20 protein-coding genes and 1 tRNA gene are annotated in these 20,189 nt (G+C 71.3%); 13 read left to right on the top strand and 8 right to left on the bottom strand.

The window, feature by feature from the left end; translation table 11 throughout:
- Positions 1–6 precede the first annotated feature (6 nt).
- The 3 genes from I8E28_RS06235 (at position 7) to I8E28_RS06225 (ending at position 4,413) form a co-directional block, all read left to right on the top strand.
- The gene (locus tag I8E28_RS06235; RefSeq protein ID WP_200787131.1) at positions 7–2,511 is read left to right on the top strand and encodes a glycoside hydrolase family 2 protein; all 2,505 of its coding nucleotides are present in this window, start codon (positions 7–9) and stop codon (positions 2,509–2,511) included.
- A complete protein-coding gene (locus I8E28_RS06230; protein ID WP_200787130.1) occupies positions 2,508–4,322 on the top strand; it encodes an alpha/beta fold hydrolase in 1,815 nt (604 codons plus the stop codon). Before I8E28_RS06235 ends, I8E28_RS06230 begins: the two co-directional genes overlap by 4 nt.
- 15 nt (positions 4,323–4,337) lie before the next feature.
- A tRNA-Thr gene (locus tag I8E28_RS06225) sits at positions 4,338–4,413 on the top strand.
- 70 nt (positions 4,414–4,483) lie between these two features.
- Here the strand turns inward: I8E28_RS06225 and I8E28_RS06220 are convergent.
- Positions 4,484–5,098 (bottom strand): DUF1326 domain-containing protein, encoded by a 615-nt coding sequence (locus I8E28_RS06220; protein WP_200787129.1) that lies wholly within the window; start codon positions 5,096–5,098, stop codon positions 4,484–4,486.
- 158 nt (positions 5,099–5,256) lie between these two features.
- On the opposite strand from I8E28_RS06220, the gene I8E28_RS06215 reads away from it, so the two are divergent.
- Entirely contained in the window at positions 5,257–6,048 is a 792-nt protein-coding gene (locus I8E28_RS06215) for a DUF2182 domain-containing protein (RefSeq protein WP_200787128.1), read from the top strand.
- Positions 6,049–6,079: 31 nt separating this feature from the next.
- On the opposite strand, the gene I8E28_RS06210 is transcribed toward I8E28_RS06215, so the two are convergent.
- Complete coding sequence (locus I8E28_RS06210; protein ID WP_200787127.1) at positions 6,080–6,862, bottom strand: PAS domain S-box protein; 783 nt, start codon at positions 6,860–6,862, stop codon at positions 6,080–6,082.
- A 119-nt stretch (positions 6,863–6,981) separates the two neighbouring features.
- Here I8E28_RS06210 and I8E28_RS06205 point away from each other — a divergent pair, with 119 nt between their 5' ends.
- The gene (locus I8E28_RS06205) at positions 6,982–7,374 is read left to right on the top strand and encodes a hypothetical protein (protein ID WP_200787126.1); all 393 of its coding nucleotides are present in this window, start codon (positions 6,982–6,984) and stop codon (positions 7,372–7,374) included.
- 129 nt (positions 7,375–7,503) lie between these two features.
- On the opposite strand, the gene I8E28_RS06200 is transcribed toward I8E28_RS06205, so the two are convergent.
- Entirely contained in the window at positions 7,504–7,791 is a 288-nt protein-coding gene (locus tag I8E28_RS06200; RefSeq protein WP_200787125.1) for a hypothetical protein, read from the bottom strand.
- A 208-nt stretch (positions 7,792–7,999) separates the two neighbouring features.
- Between I8E28_RS06200 and I8E28_RS06195 the strand changes: the two genes are divergently transcribed.
- The 4 genes from I8E28_RS06195 (at position 8,000) to I8E28_RS06180 (ending at position 11,177) form a co-directional block, all read left to right on the top strand.
- Positions 8,000–8,137, top strand: a complete 138-nt coding sequence (locus I8E28_RS06195; RefSeq protein ID WP_200787124.1) for a DUF3096 domain-containing protein — start codon at positions 8,000–8,002, stop codon at positions 8,135–8,137.
- Between the two features lie 207 nt (positions 8,138–8,344).
- Complete coding sequence (locus I8E28_RS06190) at positions 8,345–9,190, top strand: class I SAM-dependent methyltransferase (protein WP_200787123.1); 846 nt, start codon at positions 8,345–8,347, stop codon at positions 9,188–9,190.
- 125 nt (positions 9,191–9,315) lie between these two features.
- The gene (locus tag I8E28_RS06185) at positions 9,316–10,458 is read left to right on the top strand and encodes an SGNH/GDSL hydrolase family protein (protein WP_239027191.1); all 1,143 of its coding nucleotides are present in this window, start codon (positions 9,316–9,318) and stop codon (positions 10,456–10,458) included.
- Between the two features lie 23 nt (positions 10,459–10,481).
- On the top strand, positions 10,482–11,177 hold the full coding sequence (locus I8E28_RS06180; protein WP_200787122.1) for an OmpW/AlkL family protein: 696 nt from the start codon (positions 10,482–10,484) through the stop codon (positions 11,175–11,177).
- A 64-nt stretch (positions 11,178–11,241) separates the two neighbouring features.
- Here the strand turns inward: I8E28_RS06180 and I8E28_RS06175 are convergent, their stop codons facing one another.
- Genes I8E28_RS06175 through I8E28_RS06165 form a run of 3 tightly spaced genes read right to left on the bottom strand, consistent with a single transcriptional unit; the run spans position 11,242 to position 14,398 of the window.
- Positions 11,242–12,345, bottom strand: a complete 1,104-nt coding sequence (locus I8E28_RS06175) for a response regulator (RefSeq protein ID WP_200787121.1) — start codon at positions 12,343–12,345, stop codon at positions 11,242–11,244.
- Complete coding sequence (locus tag I8E28_RS06170; RefSeq protein ID WP_200787120.1) at positions 12,342–13,094, bottom strand: SapC family protein; 753 nt, start codon at positions 13,092–13,094, stop codon at positions 12,342–12,344. Before I8E28_RS06170 ends, I8E28_RS06175 begins: the two co-directional genes overlap by 4 nt.
- Entirely contained in the window at positions 13,091–14,398 is a 1,308-nt protein-coding gene (locus tag I8E28_RS06165) for a hemolysin family protein (RefSeq protein ID WP_200787119.1), read from the bottom strand. Before I8E28_RS06165 ends, I8E28_RS06170 begins: the two co-directional genes overlap by 4 nt.
- Positions 14,399–14,423: 25 nt before the next feature.
- On the opposite strand from I8E28_RS06165, the gene I8E28_RS06160 reads away from it, so the two are divergent.
- Positions 14,424–15,260 carry a symmetrical bis(5'-nucleosyl)-tetraphosphatase gene (locus I8E28_RS06160; protein WP_200787118.1) on the top strand — a complete coding sequence of 279 codons (837 nt, stop codon included), beginning with the start codon at positions 14,424–14,426 and terminating at the stop codon, positions 15,258–15,260.
- Between the two features lie 40 nt (positions 15,261–15,300).
- Here I8E28_RS06160 and I8E28_RS06155 read toward each other — a convergent pair whose 3' ends face one another.
- Together I8E28_RS06155 and ypfJ are read right to left on the bottom strand one after the other, a co-directional pair.
- A complete protein-coding gene (locus tag I8E28_RS06155; protein ID WP_200787117.1) occupies positions 15,301–16,749 on the bottom strand; it encodes a DEAD/DEAH box helicase in 1,449 nt (482 codons plus the stop codon).
- 69 nt (positions 16,750–16,818) lie between these two features.
- Complete coding sequence (gene ypfJ, locus I8E28_RS06150; RefSeq protein ID WP_200787116.1) at positions 16,819–17,691, bottom strand: KPN_02809 family neutral zinc metallopeptidase; 873 nt, start codon at positions 17,689–17,691, stop codon at positions 16,819–16,821.
- A 25-nt stretch (positions 17,692–17,716) separates the two neighbouring features.
- On the opposite strand from ypfJ, the gene pcp reads away from it, so the two are divergent.
- The 3 genes from pcp to I8E28_RS06135 are packed head-to-tail and all read left to right on the top strand — an operon-like array spanning position 17,717 to position 20,188.
- Positions 17,717–18,385: a pyroglutamyl-peptidase I gene (pcp, locus tag I8E28_RS06145; protein ID WP_200787115.1), complete on the top strand. Its 669-nt coding sequence runs from the start codon at positions 17,717–17,719 to the stop codon at positions 18,383–18,385.
- A 49-nt stretch (positions 18,386–18,434) separates the two neighbouring features.
- A complete protein-coding gene (locus I8E28_RS06140; RefSeq protein WP_200787114.1) occupies positions 18,435–19,286 on the top strand; it encodes a 3',5'-nucleoside bisphosphate phosphatase in 852 nt (283 codons plus the stop codon).
- Positions 19,283–20,188 carry an EamA family transporter gene (locus I8E28_RS06135; protein ID WP_200787113.1) on the top strand — a complete coding sequence of 302 codons (906 nt, stop codon included), beginning with the start codon at positions 19,283–19,285 and terminating at the stop codon, positions 20,186–20,188. The genes I8E28_RS06140 and I8E28_RS06135 overlap by 4 nt, the downstream gene beginning before the upstream one ends.
- Position 20,189 lies beyond the last annotated feature (1 nt).

The raw sequence follows: 20,189 nt of genomic DNA, 5'->3' as shown, positions 1-20,189 counted from the left end.
GCCGCCATGCGCGCGGCGGCCCTGGCCCCGTTCGCGCGCGAGCCCCTGGCCGCGCGATGGCGGATGCGCGCCACGCCGCCGGGGGAGCCGGTGCACGACGACAACGGCGGCTGGATCGAGATCCGCGAGCCGAAGACCGTCGCCGCTTGCCTGCGCGATGCCGGCCGCTGGTCGATCGATGGCGCCGCGCGCGACTTCGATGCCGAGGACTGGTGGTTCGAAGCACGTTTCGACGCGCCCCCGGAAGGGCTGGACACCTTGTGCTTCGACGGCCTCGCAACGCTCGCGCAGGTCTCGCTCAACGGCGCATCCATCCTGGACAGCCAGTCCATGTTCCTCGCCCACCGCGTGCCGGTGCGCGATCACCTGAAACCTCGGGACAACCTGCTGGCGATGCGCTTCGCCGCGCTCGCGCCGGAACTGGCGCGCCGCCGCCCGCGCCCGCGCTGGCGCACGCCCATGGTCGCGCACCAGCAACTGCGGTGGCTGCGCACGACGCTGCTCGGTCGCACGCCGGGCTGGTCGCCGCCGGTCGCGCCGGTCGGGCCGTGGCGCCCCATCGTGTGGGGATCGGAGCTTCGCCATCGCTTGGCCAACGGCCTCGACGGGACGCGCGGCTGGTGCGACCTGCGGGTCGATGCGCCGGAGGGCTGGCTCAAGGACCTCGATGCGGCGGAACTCGTGCTGATCGATCGCCATGGGCATGAGCACGTGGCACCACTCTCCGCATCGGCCGACGGCGCTGGCGCGCGCGTCACGATCGCCGAGCCGGCGCTCTGGTGGCCGCACACGCATGGCGAGCCGGTGCTCTATCGCGCGCAGCTGCGGTTGCAGGGACGCGACGGCTCGCGGGCCGGCGTGCCGCTCGGGCGCGTGGGCTTCCGCAGCATCGCGATCGACCAGGCCGATGGCGGCTTCACACTGCGTGTCAACGGCGAACGCGTGTTCTGCCGTGGCGGTGGCTGGACGCCGCTGGATCCGGTCAGCCTGCGCTCCTCGCGCGACCAGTGCCGCGCCGCCCTCGAACAGTTGCGGAGTGCGGGCGCCAACATGCTGCGGCTGGCCGGGACGCTGGTGGAAGAGGAGCCGCCTTTCTACGAGCTGTGCGACGAGCTGGGGCTGCTGGTCTGGCACGACTTCCAGTTCGCGAGCATGGATTACCCGTTCGGCGATGCCGCGTTCGCCGCGCTTGCGGAGCGTGAGGTGCGCGAGCAGGCGCAGCGGCTCGGTTCGCATGCGTGCGTCGCGGTGCTGTGCGGCAACAGCGAGGTCGAGCAGCAGGCCGCGATGTGGGGCGTGCCGCGCGAGCAGTGGCGCATGCCCTTCTTCGACGAAACGGCCGCGCGCCTGTGCGAAGAGTTCGCGCCCGGGGCCGCGTACTGGCCTTCGAGCGCGCACGGGGGCTCGTTCCCGCACGTCGCCGATGCAGGCACCACCTCGTACTACGGCGTCGGCGCCTACGAGCGTCCGATCGCGGACGCGCGGCGCAGCAACTTGCGCTTCGCCACCGAGTGCCTGGCCTTCGCCTGCATCCCGGATGACGCGGCCCTCGCGCGCATGCCGGGCGGGCTGGCCACGCGCGCGCACCACCCCGCCTGGAAATCGCGTTCGCCGCGCGACCTGGGTGCCGGCTGGGACTTCGACGACGTGCGTGACCACTACGTGCGCGAACTGTTCGGCGAGGACCCGATGCGGTTGCGGCATGCCGACCACGACCGCTACCTAGCGCTGGGCCGCTGCGCGATCGCCGAGGTGATGGGCGCGGCGTACGCCGAGTGGCGCCGCGCGAACAGCGCTTGCGGCGGCGCCTTGCTGCTGCAGCTGCGCGACTTCTGGGCGGGCGCGGGCTGGGGCGTGCTGGACGAGACCGGCGCGCCCAAGTCCGCCTTCCATGCGCTGCGCCGGGTGTGGGCGCCGCTCGCGGTCGCCGTCACCGACGAGGGCGGCAACGGACTCGTCGCCCATGCGACCAACGATGGAGCGCAAGCGCTCGACGTCCGGCTGGTGCTGGAAGCGTGGCGCGACGGCGACGTGCGCATCGCCGAGGGTGAGAAGGCGCTACGACTTCCCGGGCGCACCGCAACCGCGGTGCCCCTGCTCGACTTGCTGGACCACTTCATGGACTTGAACCACGCCTGGCGCTTCGGCCCGCCGGCCTGCGAGCTGCTCCGCGTGCGGCTGCTCGATCGCGAGGGCGCCGAACTCTCGCGCGCCGTGCACTTCCCGCTCGGCATCGGGCCGCTCGCCGCGGCTCGCCGTCGCGACCTCGGCCTCGAAGGCTCGCTGCAACGCATCGACGACACGCACGCGAGGCTGGCGCTGGCCACGCGCGAGTGGGCCGTCGGCGTGCACCTGGACCTCCCGGGCTGGCGCGCAAGCGACGACCACTTCCACCTGGTGCCGGGCGAATCGCGCGTGGTGCAACTGGAACGCGTCGCTCCTCATGCCGATCTCGCAGGCACCGTGCATGCGCTGAACCTTGCCGGCTCGCTGCCGCTGGAGGCCGCATGACCACGCACGTCCCCGCCCTTCCCCCCGTCGCGCTGACGTTCGACGCCGCGGGCGACTGGTGCTTCGGCTGGTACCACCCACCGGCGCTGCCGTGGCGCGACATGGCCATCGTGCTGTGCCCGCCCATGGGGCACGAAGCGGTGTGCAGCTACCCGACGCAGGTGCAACTGGCGACCACGCTGGCCGAGGCAGGCTTCCCCGTGTTCCGGTTCGACTACCACGGCACCGGCGATTCCAGCGGCGATGGCATGGACGCCGCGCGCGTGAACGCGTGGGTCGACAGCACGGTCGCTGCCATTGAGCAGGCACGCCGCCATTCGCAGGCGCAATCGGTCGCGCTGCTGGGGATCCGGCTGGGCGCCACGTTCGCGCTGGAAGCCGCCGCGCGCGAAGGCGGCGTCGACAGCCTGCTGCTGTGGGCGCCATGCGCGAGCGGCAAGGCTTTCGTGCGCGAGATGCGCGCGGCCGGCGTGCAGGATGACGAAGGCATGCTGCATGCGATGGGCGAGCGCTACACGGCGCCGACGCTCGTGGAGTTGCAGGCGCTCGATCCGGCGAAGGCCGCCACGACGGCACCGGCACGCCGCGCGCTGGTGATCGGCCGCGACGACCTGTCGGCCGAAGGCCCGCTGCCGAAGTCGCTGCGCGCGCTCGGCATGGACGTCGACTACCGCGTGCTGCCGGGCTATGCGGCGATGGTCGACGAGCCGCGGGCGGGTGTGCTCGACGCGGCGACGCTGCGCGAAATTGAAAACTGGTTCGCTTCCTCGCCGGCGGCGCGCGTCCGCGCGGATGTCGTCGCGCCACCGGTCGAAGATCCTTGCTGGAGGCAAAGCGGCCCGGTCCGCGAGTCCCTGGTGCGCTGCGGTGCCGGTGGCTCGCTGGTCGGCGTGGTCACCGAACCCGCGGAGGGCCGCGCGAACGACCGCGCCGGCCAGACCGGGCTGCTGCTGCTCAACGTCGGCGGCAACTATCGCGTCGGCCCGCACCGCGTGTACGTGGGGCTCGCGCGCACGCTGGCTGCCGCGGGGCATGCGGTGCTGCGCCTGGACATCGCCGGCATCGGCGACAGCCCGGCCGCGTCGGGGCAGAAGGCCGGCACGCTGTACGAGCGGGCATCGGCGCAGGACGTGCGCGCCGCCATCGACGCGCTGGCGCAGCGTGGCTGCCGCGAGTTCGTGCTGCTGGGCATCTGCTCGGGCTCCTACCTGGCGTTCCAGACGGCGCTGGTGGACGAGCGCGCCGACGGCGTGGTCCTCATGAACTCGCGCCTGCTCGAGTGGACACCCGGCAAGCCCGGCGACACCTGGCAGTCGTCGATGCAGCAGTACGCCAAGTCCAGCGACTACTACCGTCGCGCGCTGTTCACCGCCGAGGCCTGGCGCAAGCTGCTGCGCGGCCAGGTGGACGTGCGGCTGATCGCGACCCGCATGCTGTCCCTGGCAACGGCGCGCCTGGCGCGCGCGCTGTCGTTCGGCGGCCACGAGGAATCCCTGCTGCGCAAGATGCGGCGCCTGTGCGCGCGGGGCACCGACGTGCTGATGCTGGTGTCCGAGGCCGACGACGGTCGCGACTACGTCGAGTTCCACTTCGGCCCCTCGGGCCGCCGCATGCGCGCGCACCCGAACTTCCGCATGGCCTACGTTCCGGACGCCGACCACACCTTCTCGCGGCCGGGCAACCGCGAGCACGTCGCGCGCGAGTTGCTGCGGCACCTGGCGCAGCGGCCGCTGCCCGCCCGCCGGCACCCCGCCACCCCCGAGCCGCCCGCGTCCGTCCTGGAGGAAGCGACCCCCTCGACCCCGCTATAATCGCGGGCTTCGCGTGCCGGAGTAGCTCAGTCGGTAGAGCAGCTCATTCGTAATGAGAAGGTCGGGGGTTCGATTCCTCTCTCCGGCACCACGACGACAAAGAAAGCCCGCTACGGAATCCGTAGCGGGCTTTTCCGTTTCCGGACGGCGCCAGTTGGTCCTCAGCCCTGCCACGCGAACGGCGCGAAGTGCCCGTTGCGGGTGCCCGTCACGTCTTCCCAGTCGACGCCGAACGCGTGGAACTTGCTGCGCGTCGCTTTCGCCAGCGACAGGCGCGAGTTGATCGGGTGCGCCACGTTGTCGATGGCGATGGCCTGTCCCGGCTGCACCATGCTTTCGAGGCCCTCGCAGGCCTGGTCCACGAGTTCGCCCGCCGTGAGCGAGAACTTCAGGCCGTCCTGCGTGAACCGGATCGGCCGCTTCTCGATGCCGGCGACCTTGCCGACCAGCGGAGCGAGCGCGGCCATGGGACCCCCCGCCTCGCCGGTCGCGATGGTGCGGATCGCATCCACCTGCTGGTCACTGGCCTTGTCGTCGACGATCAGGCCCACGGTCATGTTCCCCTGGCCCATCGGGCCGGGCGAATGCAGCATCACGACGAAGCACACGCCGTCGAGCTTCACCCCGTCCTTGCTGCCCTCGTCGATCCGCAGCGCCACCGCCGCTTCGCAGGCCCCTTCCGTGGGCTGCGCCGCCAGGTTGGACCAGATGCAGGGGCACAGCATCGTGCAGTTGCAGGTCTCCATGTACTGCCCCTTGATCTTCCAGCTGGCCATGTCCGTGCTCCTTCGGATGCCGCGACGAAGTGCAAGTTAGGCCGGGACGGCCTCCAGTTCAAACGCAACTTGTAACCCGCAGGCTTTGACAGCGCGGCCGCTGCGGACCATCTTGATGCAGCCCGCGCCGCGCTTGCGCGGGCAGGAGGGACGCACCGATGCTGCAGCACTCCGGTTCCGCCGCTGGCGCTTCGCCGCGCTTCGCCGATCTCGTGTCGGACCAGCCGGCGCGCGTGCTCGCGTTGCTCGGCACCAGCGTCGCGGGCTGGGCCTTCCTGGCCTGGCTCGCCCTGGACATGCACGGCGCGTTTGCCCAGCTCACCATGCCCATGTCGGCCGCCTGGGAAGCGGCAAACGTGCTCGCCGCGTGGGCCATGTGGTCCGTGATGATGGTCGCGATGATGTTGCCGGCGGCGCTGCCCATGCTGCTCACGTTCGGCCAGGTGGCGCGGCGCAACGGCGAGCCGGTCCGCGCCTGGGCCTTCGGCGCCGCGTATGTGCTGGTCTGGCTCGGCTTCGGCGCCGCAGGCACCGCGGCGCAGTGGGCCTTGCAGGGACTCGCATGGGTGGACCCGATGGCGTTGAGCGCGTCGCCGCCGCTCACGGCCGCGCTGCTCGTGCTGGCCGGCATCTACCAGTTCTCGCCGCTCAAGCGCGCGTGCCTGCGATCCTGCCGAACGCCGCTGGGGTTCCTGCTCGGCGAATGGCGGCCCGGCGTCGCCGGCGCGTTCGTGATGGGGCTGCGCCACGGCATGCTCTGCCTGGGCTGCTGCTGGGCACTGATGCTGCTGCTGTTCGTCGGCGGCGTGATGAACTTGGCGTGGGTGGCCGCGCTGGCGGTCGCGGTCGCGGTGGAGAAGCTCGCGCCCGGTGGGCATCGCATTGCGACGCTGCTCGGCCTGGCCCTGCTGGCCGCAGGGGTCATCAAGCTCGTGGCGCTCGGGACATGAGCAGGCCCGGACGGCCGGGCTGGTCGACGCCCTAGGGCAAGACGTCGATGTCTTCGTAGAACCGGTAGCCGACGCCGCGCATGGTGGCCACCGGAAGCTTCACGCCGGCCTGCTCCTGCACCTTGCGGCGCAGCCTGCGCATCTGCGTGTCGAGGCGGCGCTGGTCGTACTGCAGGTAGTCCTCGCCCAGGGCTGCGACGATCTCCCGCCGGCGCACGCAGTTGCCGCCCCTGGCAAGCGCCAGCAGGACGGTGTAATCCTGGGCGGACAGCGGGATCGCCGACAGTCCCGGCGCGACCAGCCGCGGCGGCGACCCATGGAGCGTCCACCGCCCGGCGGCGCCCGCCGCTTCCAGCGTTTCCGCCATGACCTCGGCCTGCCGCCGGTGGGTGACGTCACGCGCGACGGCCACCCGGACCCCGTCCTTCGGCGACCAGCGGGCCGACCACATGATGTGCACGAGCCGGCCGTCCTTGCGCACGTACCGGTTCTCGAAGTGCCGCTGGAGGTAGCCGCCCATGATCCGCTCGACGGCCTGCAGGGTCCGCGGCCGATCCAGCTCGTACACGAACTGGATCATCGGCTTGCCGCGCATCTCTTCCGGCCGGTAGCCGAAGATGGATTCGCACGCGCCCTCGATCGAGAGGAAGCGCCCTTGCGGGTCGACGATGCAGATGGCGTCGAGCAGCAGGTCCGTGAGGTCGGCGCTCGCCGGGCTTGCAGCGGCGCCAGGGCCGGGGTCCACGGGCCGGCAGGGGCCCGTATCGGTCAAGGGTGCTTGCGCGCCCGCTTCGCTGGCATTGGTCGAATTCATGCCGCCGTGCCTCGAAATTCCCCCGCCTGGCGGCTCTGCCGGCGCTCAGGTTTGCTCAGTCTTCCGTCCCCGATCCTGCCTAGCATACCGCGCAGCCAGGGAAGCCAATTTTGATGGGGATGGAGACTCGTACGATCGACAACGCGCATCCGGTTCCCGCCAGGCCCCGCGCCTGGTTCGGCGATACGGCCTCGCCCGCCGACCGCGCGGGCCTCCTGGACTTCGGGCCCCTTCCTGCGCGCACCTCGCTGGTGAAACCGCGGCCCGAGCCCCGGGACGATGCGCAAGTCCTCGCGCTCCTCGAGGGGCTTGCGCCGCGCGTGCCATCCAGTCCGGCGCCGTACCGGGTCGGGGTCCTCGACGACCAAGGCGAGGTCTACCGCGAGGTCTGGCTGCACGGCATGTACGAGGCCCTGGTCTTCACCGCGCGCATGAACGCCCTCGGGTTCCGCCAGGAGGCGTGCGCGCCAGGCCCGGACGGCGAGTACGACGGTGCGTTCTCGAAGCCCTGAGAGCCACGCCCCGACGAAGTCCGGGACCGGCATGAGTTCCGGGACGACGGAGAAGGCGCCCTTGGCGCATGAGGGCGCGTCCTGCGCGCCGGAGGTGGATCCCGGAAAGCGGAAGCCCGCTGCCGCCGCTCAGAGCGGCGCGGGCGATGTGCTCGCCAGGAACGGCGGCGGTTCCTCGACGGGGGGCCGGCGGCGCTGGAACGGCATGGGATCCAGCCGGCCAAAGGCCTCGCGGCGCAGCAGTTCGTCGAACAAGGTGTCCGCCGCGCCGCGCATTTCGCGGGCCCAGCTGGCGACTTGCGCCGCGGTCACGCCCGTCGGCGGGTCACCGATCGCCATCTCGGCCAGCAGGGCGGCCTGGTGCGCGCGCTCCCATTGGGCGAGCAGGCGCAGGTCGGAGTGCTTGAGGATGGTCATGGGCGAACTGAAACCACAGGTTACACGTTTGTAACGCCTTGTGCGTGCCGGACGCGGCGCCGTCCTACAGCAGGGCTTGGCGCACGTTGCCAGCCGGCCCGGCAGGCGGCACTTCCGCACGGTGCTTCGGGTGGCCTGCTGACAGCCGAGGCAGCGAGGGGCCGGGACGATGGCGCCAGGCGGCGACGGCCGCCGAGGGAAAACGACGATGAACCTCACCACCCACATCGGGCCGGTCGCCGCGCTCGTGGCCGGCGTGCTGATCCTGCTGATGCCGCGCCTCTTGAACTTCATCGTGGCGATCTACCTGATCGTCATCGGCGCGGTCGGCCTGTTCGGCCGCTAGGCGCCGGCGCGGCTCCCGCGTCCATCTCGCGCGCCAAGCGCGCGCCCGCGCAGGCATGCCGAATGCCACCGCCGGTGACGCCCCCGAACAGGCCTTGCCGACGGCACCTCTGCCGCTACCGCTGGACACGCGCACGCCGCGGCGCACGGGAATGTTGGTGCGCCCGCGGCGTTGATCCTGTGCGGGCGGCGCCCGAAGGGAGGCGACATGCACGAGGTGGCGAAGGTGGCGGCCGGGGTGCCGAGGTTCGACCCGGACCGCGTCAACCGGCGCACCTGGCAGCGGCGCGGCACGGTGGCCACGTACCGCAACCTGCATGGCTGGACCGACCCCGGCGAACAGGCCGCGATCGGGTCCGTCGCGGCGCGGGTGCGCGGCGAGCCGATCCTCGACATCGGCGTCGGCGCGGGCCGCACCACCGACCTGCTGCGCCCGATCAGCCCGTTGTACGTGGGCATCGACTACACGCCGGAGATGGTGACCGCGTGCCGCATCGCGCACCCGGGCGTGCGCTTCCAGCAGATGGACGCCCGCGACCTGGCCACCTTCGACGACGGCGCGTTCGCGCTCGCTGTCTTCTCGTTCAACGGCATCGACTCGGTCCCCGCCGGCGACCGGGCGAAGGTGCTGGCCGAAGTGCACCGGGTGCTGCGGCCCGGCGGCTTGTTCGTCGTGTCCTCGCACAACCGCGAAGGCCCGGGCGTGCACGAGCGCCCGGCGCTGCACGTGCCCTTCAGCCCGAACCCGCTGCGCCTCGGGTGGCGCGTGCTGCGGTCGCTGTCGTCGATGCCGCGCAGCTGGGCCAACCACCTGCGCCTGCGCGCGGCGAACGAGGAGCACGACACGTGGGCGCTGCGCAATTGCGGCGCCCACGACTTCGGGCTGCTCGTGGTCTACACCACGAGGGCGCAGCAGGAGCGCGAGCTGGCGCAGGCCGGCTTCGAGGTGGAAGCGACCTTCGGCAACCTCGGGCCGCACCCATTGCGGGAGGGCGACGACACCAGCGGCATCTGGTGGTTCCACCACGTCGCCCGCAAGCCCGCGCCGCACTGACCGCGCGCTGACCACGCCGCCCCGGGCGGCCTCGCACAAACCCTCAGACGGGCCGCCTTGCGCGGCCCTTATGCTGTGCCCGCTCAAACGAACGACCGTTCTTTTTTTCCATCCAGAGGTACAGCATGCAATTGAAGATGACCCGCCGTGCGCTGGCGCTCACCGCGTTTGCCGCGGCCGCGCTGGTCACGGCTTGCGGTGGCGGCGGCGGCAGTGCGACGCCCGCCAAGCAATCGATCAGCCGCCTGATCGTCGCGGGGGACAGCCTGGCCGACGTCGGCACCTTCGGTGCCAAGTTCACCGTGCAGAACGCCGCCAGCCCGCAGGCGGGGTACCCGATCTATCCGGAGATCGTGGGCGCGAACTTCGGCTTGTCGGGACAGTGCCCCTTCTTCGCATCGACCAACGGCACGGCGTTCACGACGCGCGCGGGTTGCACGAACTACGCCGTCGGCGATTCGGCCATCGCCAACCCCGCGGCCAAGGGCGGCACGGCGGCGCCGTTCTCGGTGCCGATGCAGCTGGCCACCGCGCTGCAGGTTGCCGGCGGGGCATGGACCCCGACGGACCTGATCCTGGTCGACGGCGGCGGCAATGACGCGCGCGACCTGATCACCGCGTACCTCGGCCTCGCCGGCGGCGCCGCGGGCCTGGCCGCGTACCAGACCTTCCTCGCGCAGGTGCTTCCGCCGGCCACCATCGCGGCGACTCTGCCGCAACCGAACGGTCCGGCCATCGCGGCCGGCCTGTACATGACCGCGCTGGCCGACTCGTACTACAACACCCTCAAGACGACGCTGCTCGACAAGGGCGCCACGCACGTCGCCGTGCTGGACATGCCGGACGTGTCGCTCACACCGCGCTTCAAGGCCGTGCTCGGCCAGGTGGCCACCGCGCAGGGCGACGCCGCTGCCGCGACGCTGCAAGCCGCGATCCGTACCTGGATCTCCGCCTTCAACACGGAACTGGCCAACAAGGTGGCGGGCGACGCACGCGTCGCGATCGTCCCCTTCTATGCCGACTTCACGGACGAAGTGGCCAACCCGGCCGCCTACGCGCTGACGAACGTCACCACGCCCGTGTGCCCGGCCGTCGGCTTCCCGGCCAGCTGCCTGGACACGACGCTCAATGCCGCGCCGCCGGCGGGCGCCGCGGCGGGCTGGTTCAGCACCTACGCCTTCGCGGACGGCTTCCACCCGACGCCGTTCGGCCACCGGCTGCTGGCCGCCTCGATCAGCCGCGCCCTCGCTCGCGCCGGCTGGCTGTGACCCTCTCGCGCAAGGACACCAAGATGCATCAAGCCAAGAACTTCGCGCGCACCGCGCTCGCCCTCCTCCTGGCCGCCGGCGCGGCGGCCGCCAACGCGCAATCGTCGTCCTGGATGGACGGCCGCTGGATGGTCAGCATCGGCGGCGCGCAGATCAAGCCGAACGTCTCCAGCGGCGCGCTGTCGGCGCCTTCCGCGCCCAACACGCGGATCGACGTCGAGGCCGACACGCAGGCCGTCGTGAGCATCACGCGGCTGCTCGACGACCACTGGTCGATCGAGGTGCCGATCGGCGCCGGCTTCAAGCACAAGATCATCGGCGCCGGCGGCATCGCGGGCGTGGGCCAGATCGGTTCGGTGCGCGCGCTGCCCGTCACCGTGTTCGGCCAGTACCGCTTCCTGTCGCCCAACGACCGGATCCGTCCCTACGTGATGGGCGGCCTGACCTACGCGTACTTCCAGCACGAGCGTGGCAGCGCCGCGCTCAGCGCGCTGAACCCGCTGAACCCGGTCGGCGGCAGCACGGGCCTGTCGATCGACTCCAAGCTGGCCCTGTCGGCCGGCCTGGGCGTGACGGCCTTCTTCACCGACAAGTACTTCTTCGACGCCCAGTGGGCGCGCACCTTCCTGAAGACGAAGGCCACGCTGTCGACCGGCCAGACCATCGACGCCAAGCTGAACCCGGACCTGCTCAAGCTGTCGATCGGCATGCGGTTCTGAAGCCGCCCTGCTAACGATCGAATCCCCGCCGCGGCGGGGATTTTTCTTTGCGGGCTCCGGGAAGCTAGGGCTGCCGCGGCCGCAGCAGTTCGACGGCCGCGCCGCCCAGGTCGGGCAACGCGCCACTGCGGCGGCCCGTGAGCGCCGCCCCGTCCGACAGCAAACCGACGCTGGCTTCCGGCGCCACCACCGGCCAGGCCTGCTGCTGCGCGAACGAGCGCAGCGCCTGCAGCCGCTGCAAGGTGGCGCCGGGCACCGGCGCGACGCCGGCGTCACCGTGCAGTGGATCCTGCAGCCGCACCAGCGCGAGCGGCCCGATGTCCATCGCCACCGCCAGTTGCGGCGCATCGCCGGTCTCGCCACCCAGCAAGGCGCCGATGGCGGACTGCAACGCCCACGCGGCGCGCAGCGGCCGCAGCAACTCGGGCTGGCCCTTCCTGGTCGGCGGGAACACCGCGAGCACGTCCTCCCCGTGCGGCAGCACGTGCACGGCCCCGAACAGGTACAGCGCGTCGCTGGCCGCTTCGTGGGCGCGGCGCAGCAGGTCCGCCCCGCCGGCGCGGCCGCTGCCCTCGTGCTCCAGCACCGAGTAGACGTCCGCCAGCAGCACGGTCGCGACGTCGAAGTCGAGCGCCACGCCGGCGTCGATGCCCGCCTTCCAGCGCGCGTTGAGCTCCTGCAGCAATTGCGATTCGTAGCGCGCGGCAAGTTGCTCGCGCTGCTCGGCCAGCGCTTCGTCCACGCCCAGGCGCACGGTGCCGGCGATGGCATCGTGCTGCGTGCGCCGGCGTTCCAGCAGCGAGTGCACCGCCTCCAGCAGCTCGGGCGGCTCGAAGGGCTTGAGCAGGTAGTCGTCGGCGCCGGTGGTCATGCCGGTGCGCACCTGCGCGCGGCCCGACAGGGACGTGAGCAGGATGACGGGCGTGGTGCACAGCCCCGCGTCGGCGCGCACCGCGGCGACGAACTGGTAGCCATTCATGCCGGGCATGACGACGTCGCAGACGACGAGCTCGGGCGGCTGCTCCAGCGCGAGCCGCAGGCCCTCGGCGCCGTCGGACGCCTCGCGCAGCTGGTGCCCCGCTTCCGACAGCACCAGCGCGGCCACCGCCCGCTGGTGCGGGTCGTCGTCGATCAGCAGGATCGCGGCCACGGCGTGCCCCGCGTTCACGCCCCGGGTTGCGGCGCCGGCGACATCGTGGCGCCGCCGCGCTCGCCGATGCGTTGCACCAGGCGCTGGAGGTTGGACAGCGACAGCAGGTGCATCGACACCAGGTGCAGCTCGCCGGTGCGGAACAGCGACAACACCGTCTCGTCGGGCAATTCCTGCAGCTTCTTCTCGTCGACGATCAACAGCCCGGCCACGGTGAACGTGCGGCCGTCGACGAGGTCGGCGCGCGCGCTCATCTCCACCAGCAGGCCGGCTTCCTCGAGCTTGCGGCAGAACGCCTGCGTGCGCTGGTGTTCGGCCTGGTAGCGCTGCAGGAAGTCGAGCGCGTTCTGCAGGAAGGGCGTGTTGGCGCCCTTGTCGTCGAAGAGCGGTTCGCCTTCCTGCTCGTTGAGGCCAGCGAAGGCTTCGTCGACGGCGACGCCCATCTGGCCGCCGCCGAGCTCGGCCAGCACGAACGGATAGCGGCGCACGAACGCAGGCACGTACGCCGCGGTCCAGCGATCCTGCGCGTCGAGGTACAGGTTCTCCTGGTGTCGCAGTCCCAGCACCACGACGGGCGTGACGTGGCCGCCGGCCTGCCGCGTGAAGACGATCGCGTAGTCCTTGCAGGCCTCGTTGAATTCGACGCCCGTCAGCACCAGCGAATTGGCGCGGCGCGCGAAGCCGAACCCGTTGCCCGGCTTGATGCGGCGCCTGCGGTGCGTGTCCCGGTTCAGCAGCACCGGCTTGTCGTAATAGAGCTGGGTCATCCTCGTTCCTCCGCGGTCGGCGCCGGCCCCATGGGCGCGGCCAGCACCTTGTCGATGCGGCGCCCGTCGAGGTCCACCACCTCGAACAGCCAGTCGCCGCACTCGATCTTCTCACCCACGGTGGGCAGGTGGCCCGACACGGCCAGCAGCAGGCCCGCGACCGTGTTGTAGCGGCCGCGGTCCTCCTCGGGCAATTCGCGGATCGCCAGCCTTGCCTTGAGCTCCGCGACGGGCATCAGCCCATCCAGGAGCCAGGAGCCGTCGTCGCGCGGGGTCGCCCACGCCTCGGTGTTGGCTTCGGGCCGCAGCTCGCCGGTGATCGCTTCCAGCAGGTCGCGCGGCGTGACCAGGCCCTGCACCACGCCGTATTCGTCGACCACGAACACGATGCGCTGCGAGCGGCTGCGGAACTGCTCCAGCAATTCCATCGCGCTGAGCGTTTCGGGCAGGAACGCCGCCGGGATCGCATGGGCCTCGACGGTACCCTCGTGCTGCGGCCCGAGCGCGAGCAGCCGCGCCACGCTGACGACGCCGACCACGTCGTCGAGCGATCCGCGGCACACCGGGTACCAGGAGTGCGCACCGTCGCCGCCCGCGCGCAGCAGGCATTCGGCCACGGTGGCCGTCGCGTCGAACCACACCAGGTCGGTGCGCGGAACCATCAGCGATGCGAGCGAACGATCGTCGAGACGGAACACGTTGCGCACCAGCCGGTGTTCCTGCTCCTCGATGACGCCGGCATCGACGCCTTCCTCGAGGCTGTGCTGGATCTCCTCCTCGGTCACCATGCGCACGCGGCCGGTGTCGATCTGCAGCAGCTTGAGCACCGCTTGCGTGGTGGCGGACAGCAGCTTGACGAACGGGCCGGCGGCGCGCGCCATCCACGCCATCGGCCGCGAGATCGAGCGCGAGACCTGCTCGGGATAGAGCTGGCCGATGCGCTTGGGCACCAGCTCGCCGAAGATGATCGTGACGAAGGTGATGAGCACCACCACGATGGCGGTGGCCGCGATGCCGGCGGCGCCCTCGCCGATGCCGAAGCCGACCAGCCAGGCCGTGAGCTTCGCGCTGAAGGCGGCCTCGCCGACGATGCCGTTGAGCATCCCGATCGAGGTGATGCCGACCTGCACCGTCGACAGGAACTGCGTGGGGTGTTCGAGCAGGCGCAGCGCAGTCGCGGCGCCCTTGTCCCCCTCTTCCGCGTTCGCAAGGAGGATCGCCCGGCGGCTGGAGGCGAGGGCGAGTTCGGACATCGCGAACACGCCATTGAGCACCGTCAACAGCGCGATCAGCAGAAAATCCATGGCCCTCGGGGAGAATCCGACACGAATGGCACTGTATCTGATCGGGGATGTGCAAGGCTGCGACGAGCCGCTCGCGCGGCTGCTGCGGCACGTGGACTTCTCCCCCAGCCGCGACCACCTCTACCTGCTAGGCGACCTCGTGAACCGCGGGCCCGCGTCCGCGCAGGTGTTGCGGCGCCTCATGGCGCTCGACGGGTCGGCGCAGTGTCTCCTGGGCAACCACGACCTGAGCCTGCTCGCGATCTCGCAAGGCGTGCGGGCTGCGCGCCCGGGCGACACGATCGATTCGGTGCTCGGTGCACCGGACCGCGACGCGCTGCTGCACTGGCTGCGCCACCAACGCATGGCGCTGCACGCGCACGGCGTGCTGATGCTGCACGGCGGCGTGCTGCCGCAGTGGGACGTCGCGCAGGTGCTCTCGCTCGCCGGCGAAGTCGAATCGGCGCTGCGTTCGCCGGGGCACGCCGACTTCTTCCGCGAGATGTACGGCAACCTGCCCGACGCGTGGAGCGACGACCTGCAAGGCGCCGACCGCCTGCGCGTGATCGTCAACGCGCTCACGCGCCTGCGCTTCTGCACGCCCGGCGGCGTGATGCACCTGAAGGCGTCGGGCCGCCTCGATGAAGCCCCGCCCAGCACGCTGGCGTGGTTCGACGTCCCCGGGCGCCGCACCGCCGGCGCGCCGGTGGCGTTCGGGCACTGGTCGCAACTCGGGCTGCTGCTTCGCGACGACCTGATCGCGCTCGACACGGGCTGCGTGTGGGGCGGCTGCCTGAGCGCGCTGCGCTTCGATCCCGTCACGGGATCACGCGAAGTGGTGCAGGTGAAGTGCCCGCAGGCGCAGGAGCCTGGCGGGGACTAGGCGCCACAACGGAATCGCGAAGCGATTTCGTCGTGAACGCCTATTGCGGCGTCTTGAACAGCGCCGCGACTTTGCGCTTGGCGCTCTTGATGTTCGACGACACCTTGCTGGGCGCGGCCTTCTTGTCGCCTTCCCAGGCCGGCTGGACGTCTTCCGCCGGCGGCTCGTAGGGCTGGGCGAAGAACGGGTCGGCGGGCGCCTGCGCGGGCGCGTAGCGAGGCGGCTCGTCACGTCGCGGCGCGCGCGTGCGCTCGCGCTGCGAGTCCATCGCGTCGCGCTCGTCCCCCGTCTCGCCGCGATCGCGCCAGGTGCGGCGACCGTCGTTGATGCGGCCGCGCGGGCGCTCGTCGTCCCACTCGATCGCCTCGAGGTCGATCTTCTTCTTCAGCAGCTTCTCGAGGTCGGCGACCAGGCGCGCGTCGCTGTTCGACACCAGCGTCACCGCCAGGCCCGATGCGCCGGCGCGGCCCGTGCGTCCGATGCGGTGCACGTAGTCCTCGGCGTTGAACGGCACGTCGAAGTTGAAGACGGCGGGCACGTCCTTGATGTCCAGGCCGCGCGCGGCGACGTCGGTGGCCACCAGCAGGTCGACTTCACCCGCCTTGAACGCGGCCAGCGACTTCAGGCGCTCGTCCTGCGACTTGTCGCCGTGCATCGCGGTGGCCTTGAGGCCGTCGCGCTCCAGCGAACGCGCCAGGCGTGCGCACCCGAGCTTGCTGTTGACGAACACGAACGCCTGGCTGATGCCGCGCTGGCGCACGATCTGCTTGACCGCGCGCCGCTTGTCGTCGTCGCTCACGCTGTAGAAGTGCTGCTCCACGGTCGACGCGGTCGCGTTCGGCCGCGACACCTCGACGACCACCGGGTCCTTCAGGTAGCTGTTGGCCAGCCGCTTGATCTCGGGCGAGAAGGTGGCGGAGAACAGCAGCGTGGTGCGCTGCTTGGGCAGGTACGACAGGATGCGCTGCAGGTCGGGCAGGAAGCCGATGTCCAGCATGCGGTCGGCCTCGTCGAGCACGACGTACTCGACCTGGTTGAGCACCGCGTTCTTGGCCTCGATGTGGTCCAGCAGCCGGCCGGGCGTGGCGACCAGGATTTCGACGCCACGTTTCAGCTCGGCCGTCTGCGGCTTCATGTCGATGCCGCCGAACACGACCGTGCTGCGCAGGTTGGTGTGCTTGGCGTACAGCTTGACCTGCTGGGCCACCTGGTCCGCGAGTTCGCGCGTGGGCAGCAGCACCAGCGCGCGCACGGGGTGGCGCGCGGGGGACGTGGAGGTGTTCTCGTGCTTGAGCAGGCGCTGCAGGAGCGGGAGCGAGAAGGCGGCCGTCTTGCCGGTGCCGGTCTGGGCGGCGCCCATCACGTCACGGCCGGTGAGCACCACGGGGATCGCCTGCGCCTGGATCGGCGTCATCTGCTCGTAGCCCATGTCGGCCACGGCGCGCGCCAGCGGCTCAGCCAGCGACAGGTTGGAGAAGGATGCAGTCATCAACCGCGTATTGTCCCACGCGGGGCTGCGAGGCCGGCTTGGGGCGGATTTGACCCCGCGGTCGCGCTGTTACAGCGACTGCGCGCTGAAGGTATCGCAGGACTTCACGCTGCCGCTCTGCCACCCGGTGTTGAACCAGCGCTGGCGCTGCGCGCTGCTGCCGTGCGTGAAGCTTTCCGGGACCACGGCGCGGCCGGCGGAGCGCTGCAGCGTGTCGTCCCCGATCTTCTGGGCGGCGTTCAGCGCCGCTTCGATGTCGCCCGGGTCCAGCCAGCCCTTGGACTCCTGCGAGTGGTGCGCCCAGACGCCCGCGAAGCAGTCCGCCTGCAATTCCAGCCGCACGCTCATCGCATTGCCCTGCGCCTGGCTGCCGCGCGCCCGCTGCTGGTCGACGCGGTCGGAGATGCCCAGCAGGTGCTGCACGTGGTGGCCGACCTCGTGCGCGATCACGTACGCCTGCGCGAACTCGCCGGGCGCGCCCAGGCGCTCGCGCAGCGTCCGGTAGAACGACAGGTCGATGTACACCTTCTGGTCGGCCGGGCAGTAGAACGGCCCCATGGCGGCCTGGCCCGACCCGCACCCCGTCCGGATCGCACCGTCGTACAGCGCCAGCTTGGGCGGCTGGTAGCGCGCGCCACCCTGCGCGAACACCTGGGTCCAGACCTGCTCGGTGTTGGCCAGCACCACCGACACGAACTGTGCGGTCTTGTCATTCGCGGGCGGCTGGTGGGCCTGCTGTTGCTGCACGGGCGCTGGCCCGCCGCCACTGAGCAGGCCCAGGATCGTCAACGGATTGATCCCGAAGATGGCGCCGCCGACCAGCGCGATGACGATCGCGCCGATGCTCAGGCCGCCACCGAGGCGGAATCCGCCCCCACCGCCCCCGCCGGAGCCGCGGTAGTCCTCGACGTTGCCCGATCCTTGTTCGCCTTCCCAGCGCATGGCTCACCTCCGCTACAGTGAGCCGATGCTAAGCGCCCGCCCCGAGCGCCCTGTCGGCCAACCCCGCATCCTGCTCACCGGGTTCGACCCGTTCGGCGGCCAGCCCGTCAATCCCAGCTGGCTGGCCGTGCAGGCGCTCGACGGCCGCGAGCTGGACGGCCACGTCGTCGTCGCCGCCCAGCTGCCCACCCGGTTCGGCCAGTCGCTCCACGTCCTGCGGGAGCTGCTGGGCCAGCACCGGCCGGCGCTGGTCGTCTGCACCGGGCAGGCCGGCGGCCGGGCGGCCATCTCGCTGGAGCGCGTCGCGATCAACGTCAACGACGCCCGCATCCCGGACAACGCCGGCGCCCAGCCGGTCGACACGCCGGTGGTGGAAGGCGGGCCGGCGGCGTATTTCACGACCTTGCCCATCAAGGCGATGCTGGCCGCGCTGCTGGCCGAAGGCATCCGCGGCGACGTGTCGCAGACGGCCGGCACCTTCGTGTGCAACCACGTGTTCTACGGCCTGATGCACCTGCTGGCGCAGCCCGCCTGGGCCGGTACGCGAGGCGGCCTGGTGCACGTGCCCTGGCTGCCGCAGCAGGGCGCGCCCTCGATGACGCTGGAGCAGCTGGCGCGCGGCCTCGAAGTCGCCCTCCGTTGCGCGCTGCGCACCAGCGCCGACCTGCGCCTGGCGGCCGGCGCGCTGAACTGACCAGGACCCTCGCCGGCTCGCGTTGCGCGCCCTGAGCGACAATCGAGGGGTGCCCATCCTGAACGCCGACCTGCACTGCCATTCCGTGGTGTCCGACGGCACGCTCACGCCCGAGGCACTGGCGGCGCGTGCCGCCGCCAATGGGGTCGAGCTGTGGGCGCTCACCGACCACGACGAGATCGGCGGCCAGCAGCGCGCCATGGCGGCGGCGCATGCGCATGGCATGAAGTACCTCACGGGCACCGAGATCTCGGTGACCTTCGCGAGCGAGACGGTGCACATCGTCGGCCTGGGCTTCGACGCCGAGGACCCGCGCATGCACGAAGGCCTGCAGGCCACGCGGGGGGGCCGCGGCGCCCGCGCGCAGGAGATGAGCGCGCAGCTCGAGAAGGTCGGCATCCGCGGCGCCTACGAAGGCGCGCTGAAGTACGTCGGCAACCCCGAGCTGATCTCGCGCACCCACTTCGCGCGCTTCCTGGTCGAGACCGGCGTCTGCAAGGACACCAGCGAAGTGTTCCGCCGGTACCTCACCGACGGCAAGCCGGGCTTCGTGCCGCACCGCTGGGCGTCGCTGAAGGACGCGGTGCGCTGGATCAGCGAAGCCGGCGGCGCCGCCGTCATCGCGCACCCGGCCCGCTACCGCTTCACGGCGACCGAGGAATACGCGCTGTTCACCGAATTCAAGGCGCACGGCGGCCGTGGCGTGGAAGTGGTGACCGGCAGCCACACCGCGGCCGAGGCGATGCGCTACGCCGACACCGCGCGCGAGTTCGGCCTGGCCGCCTCGCGCGGCAGCGACTTCCACAGCCCCGACGAGAGCCACACCGATCTCGGCCAGCTGCCCTTCCTGCCGGGCGAGCTCACGCCGGTGTGGGAGCTGCTCGCCGACCGCATCCGGTGACGGCGGCGCCGCGCGGCAAGCATGGCTTGCTGGGCATCCTGCTCGTGCTGGGCGCCTGCGCCTGCTTCTCCGCCCTCGACACCACCACCAAGGCGGTCAGCCCCTTGGTGCCGCTGCTGATGGCCCTGTGGTTCCGCTACGCGTTCCAGGCCGTCGCCACGACCGCCGTCGTGCTGCCCTGGCGCGGCTGGACCGTGCTGCGCACGCGGCACCTGCCGTTCCAGGTGCTGCGCGGCCTGTTGCTGCTCACCAGCAGCCTGCTGGCGTTCACCAGCCTGCGCTACATGCCGGTGGGCGAATTCACGGCGATCGTGATGATGGCGCCGCTGGCGGTCACGCTGCTGGCCGCCACGGTGCTGAAGGAACACGTCTCCGCATTGCGCTGGTCGCTGGTGGCCGGCGGCTTTGCCGGGACGCTGGTGATCATCCGCCCCGGCGGCGAGACGTTCAGCTGGGCGATGTTGCTGCCGCTGGGGCTGGTGGTGAGCAATGCCTGGTTCCAGGTGCTCACCAGCAAGCTGGCCCGCACCGAGGACCCGGTCACGATGCACCTGTACACCGGCTGGGTGGGCACGCTCGTTGCCTCGTTGACGCTGCCGTTCGCGTGGGCCCCCGTGCAGGGCGCCTGGCTGTGGGCAGGCCTCTGTTTCATGGGACTGATGGGCACCGTCGGGCACTTCTTCCTGATCCTCGCGTTCCGCAATGCGCCGGCAGCGACGCTGACGCCCTACCTGTACGCGCAGATCGCCTTCTCGATGCTGGGCGGGCTGCTGGTGTTCGACCACGTGCCGGACGGCCCCTCGCTGTTCGGGATGGCGCTGATCGCGGTGTGCGGCGCCGCGGGCGCCTGGCTCACGCTGCACGAGGCGCGCCGCGCGACGCCGCAGGTCGCGAAGGCCTGAC

This window comes from Ramlibacter algicola (assembly GCF_016641735.1).
Classification (GTDB): Bacteria; Pseudomonadota; Gammaproteobacteria; order Burkholderiales; family Burkholderiaceae_C; genus Ramlibacter; species Ramlibacter algicola.
This window is presented reverse-complemented; position numbering and strand designations above follow the sequence as displayed.

What these genes read in the sequence shown, in the direction of transcription:
- I8E28_RS06180 (WP_200787122.1), top strand. Translation starts at nt 10,482, where the DNA reads ATGCATCAAGCCAAGAACTTCGCGCGCACCGCGCTCGCCCTCCTCCTG.
- ypfJ (WP_200787116.1), bottom strand. Translation starts at nt 17,691, where the DNA reads ATGCGCTGGGAAGGCGAACAAGGATCGGGCAACGTCGAGGACTACCGC.
- I8E28_RS06185 (WP_239027191.1), top strand. Translation starts at nt 9,316, where the DNA reads ATGCAATTGAAGATGACCCGCCGTGCGCTGGCGCTCACCGCGTTTGCC.
- I8E28_RS06190 (WP_200787123.1), top strand. Translation starts at nt 8,345, where the DNA reads ATGCACGAGGTGGCGAAGGTGGCGGCCGGGGTGCCGAGGTTCGACCCG.
- I8E28_RS06220 (WP_200787129.1), bottom strand. Translation starts at nt 5,098, where the DNA reads ATGGCCAGCTGGAAGATCAAGGGGCAGTACATGGAGACCTGCAACTGC.
- I8E28_RS06195 (WP_200787124.1), top strand. Translation starts at nt 8,000, where the DNA reads ATGAACCTCACCACCCACATCGGGCCGGTCGCCGCGCTCGTGGCCGGC.
- I8E28_RS06215 (WP_200787128.1), top strand. Translation starts at nt 5,257, where the DNA reads ATGCTGCAGCACTCCGGTTCCGCCGCTGGCGCTTCGCCGCGCTTCGCC.
- I8E28_RS06210 (WP_200787127.1), bottom strand. Translation starts at nt 6,862, where the DNA reads ATGAATTCGACCAATGCCAGCGAAGCGGGCGCGCAAGCACCCTTGACC.
- I8E28_RS06200 (WP_200787125.1), bottom strand. Translation starts at nt 7,791, where the DNA reads ATGACCATCCTCAAGCACTCCGACCTGCGCCTGCTCGCCCAATGGGAG.
- I8E28_RS06205 (WP_200787126.1), top strand. Translation starts at nt 6,982, where the DNA reads ATGGAGACTCGTACGATCGACAACGCGCATCCGGTTCCCGCCAGGCCC.
- I8E28_RS06155 (WP_200787117.1), bottom strand. Translation starts at nt 16,749, where the DNA reads ATGACTGCATCCTTCTCCAACCTGTCGCTGGCTGAGCCGCTGGCGCGC.
- I8E28_RS06170 (WP_200787120.1), bottom strand. Translation starts at nt 13,094, where the DNA reads ATGACCCAGCTCTATTACGACAAGCCGGTGCTGCTGAACCGGGACACG.
- I8E28_RS06160 (WP_200787118.1), top strand. Translation starts at nt 14,424, where the DNA reads ATGGCACTGTATCTGATCGGGGATGTGCAAGGCTGCGACGAGCCGCTC.
- I8E28_RS06230 (WP_200787130.1), top strand. Translation starts at nt 2,508, where the DNA reads ATGACCACGCACGTCCCCGCCCTTCCCCCCGTCGCGCTGACGTTCGAC.
- I8E28_RS06235 (WP_200787131.1), top strand. Translation starts at nt 7, where the DNA reads ATGCGCGCGGCGGCCCTGGCCCCGTTCGCGCGCGAGCCCCTGGCCGCG.
- I8E28_RS06165 (WP_200787119.1), bottom strand. Translation starts at nt 14,398, where the DNA reads ATGGATTTTCTGCTGATCGCGCTGTTGACGGTGCTCAATGGCGTGTTC.
- pcp (WP_200787115.1), top strand. Translation starts at nt 17,717, where the DNA reads ATGCTAAGCGCCCGCCCCGAGCGCCCTGTCGGCCAACCCCGCATCCTG.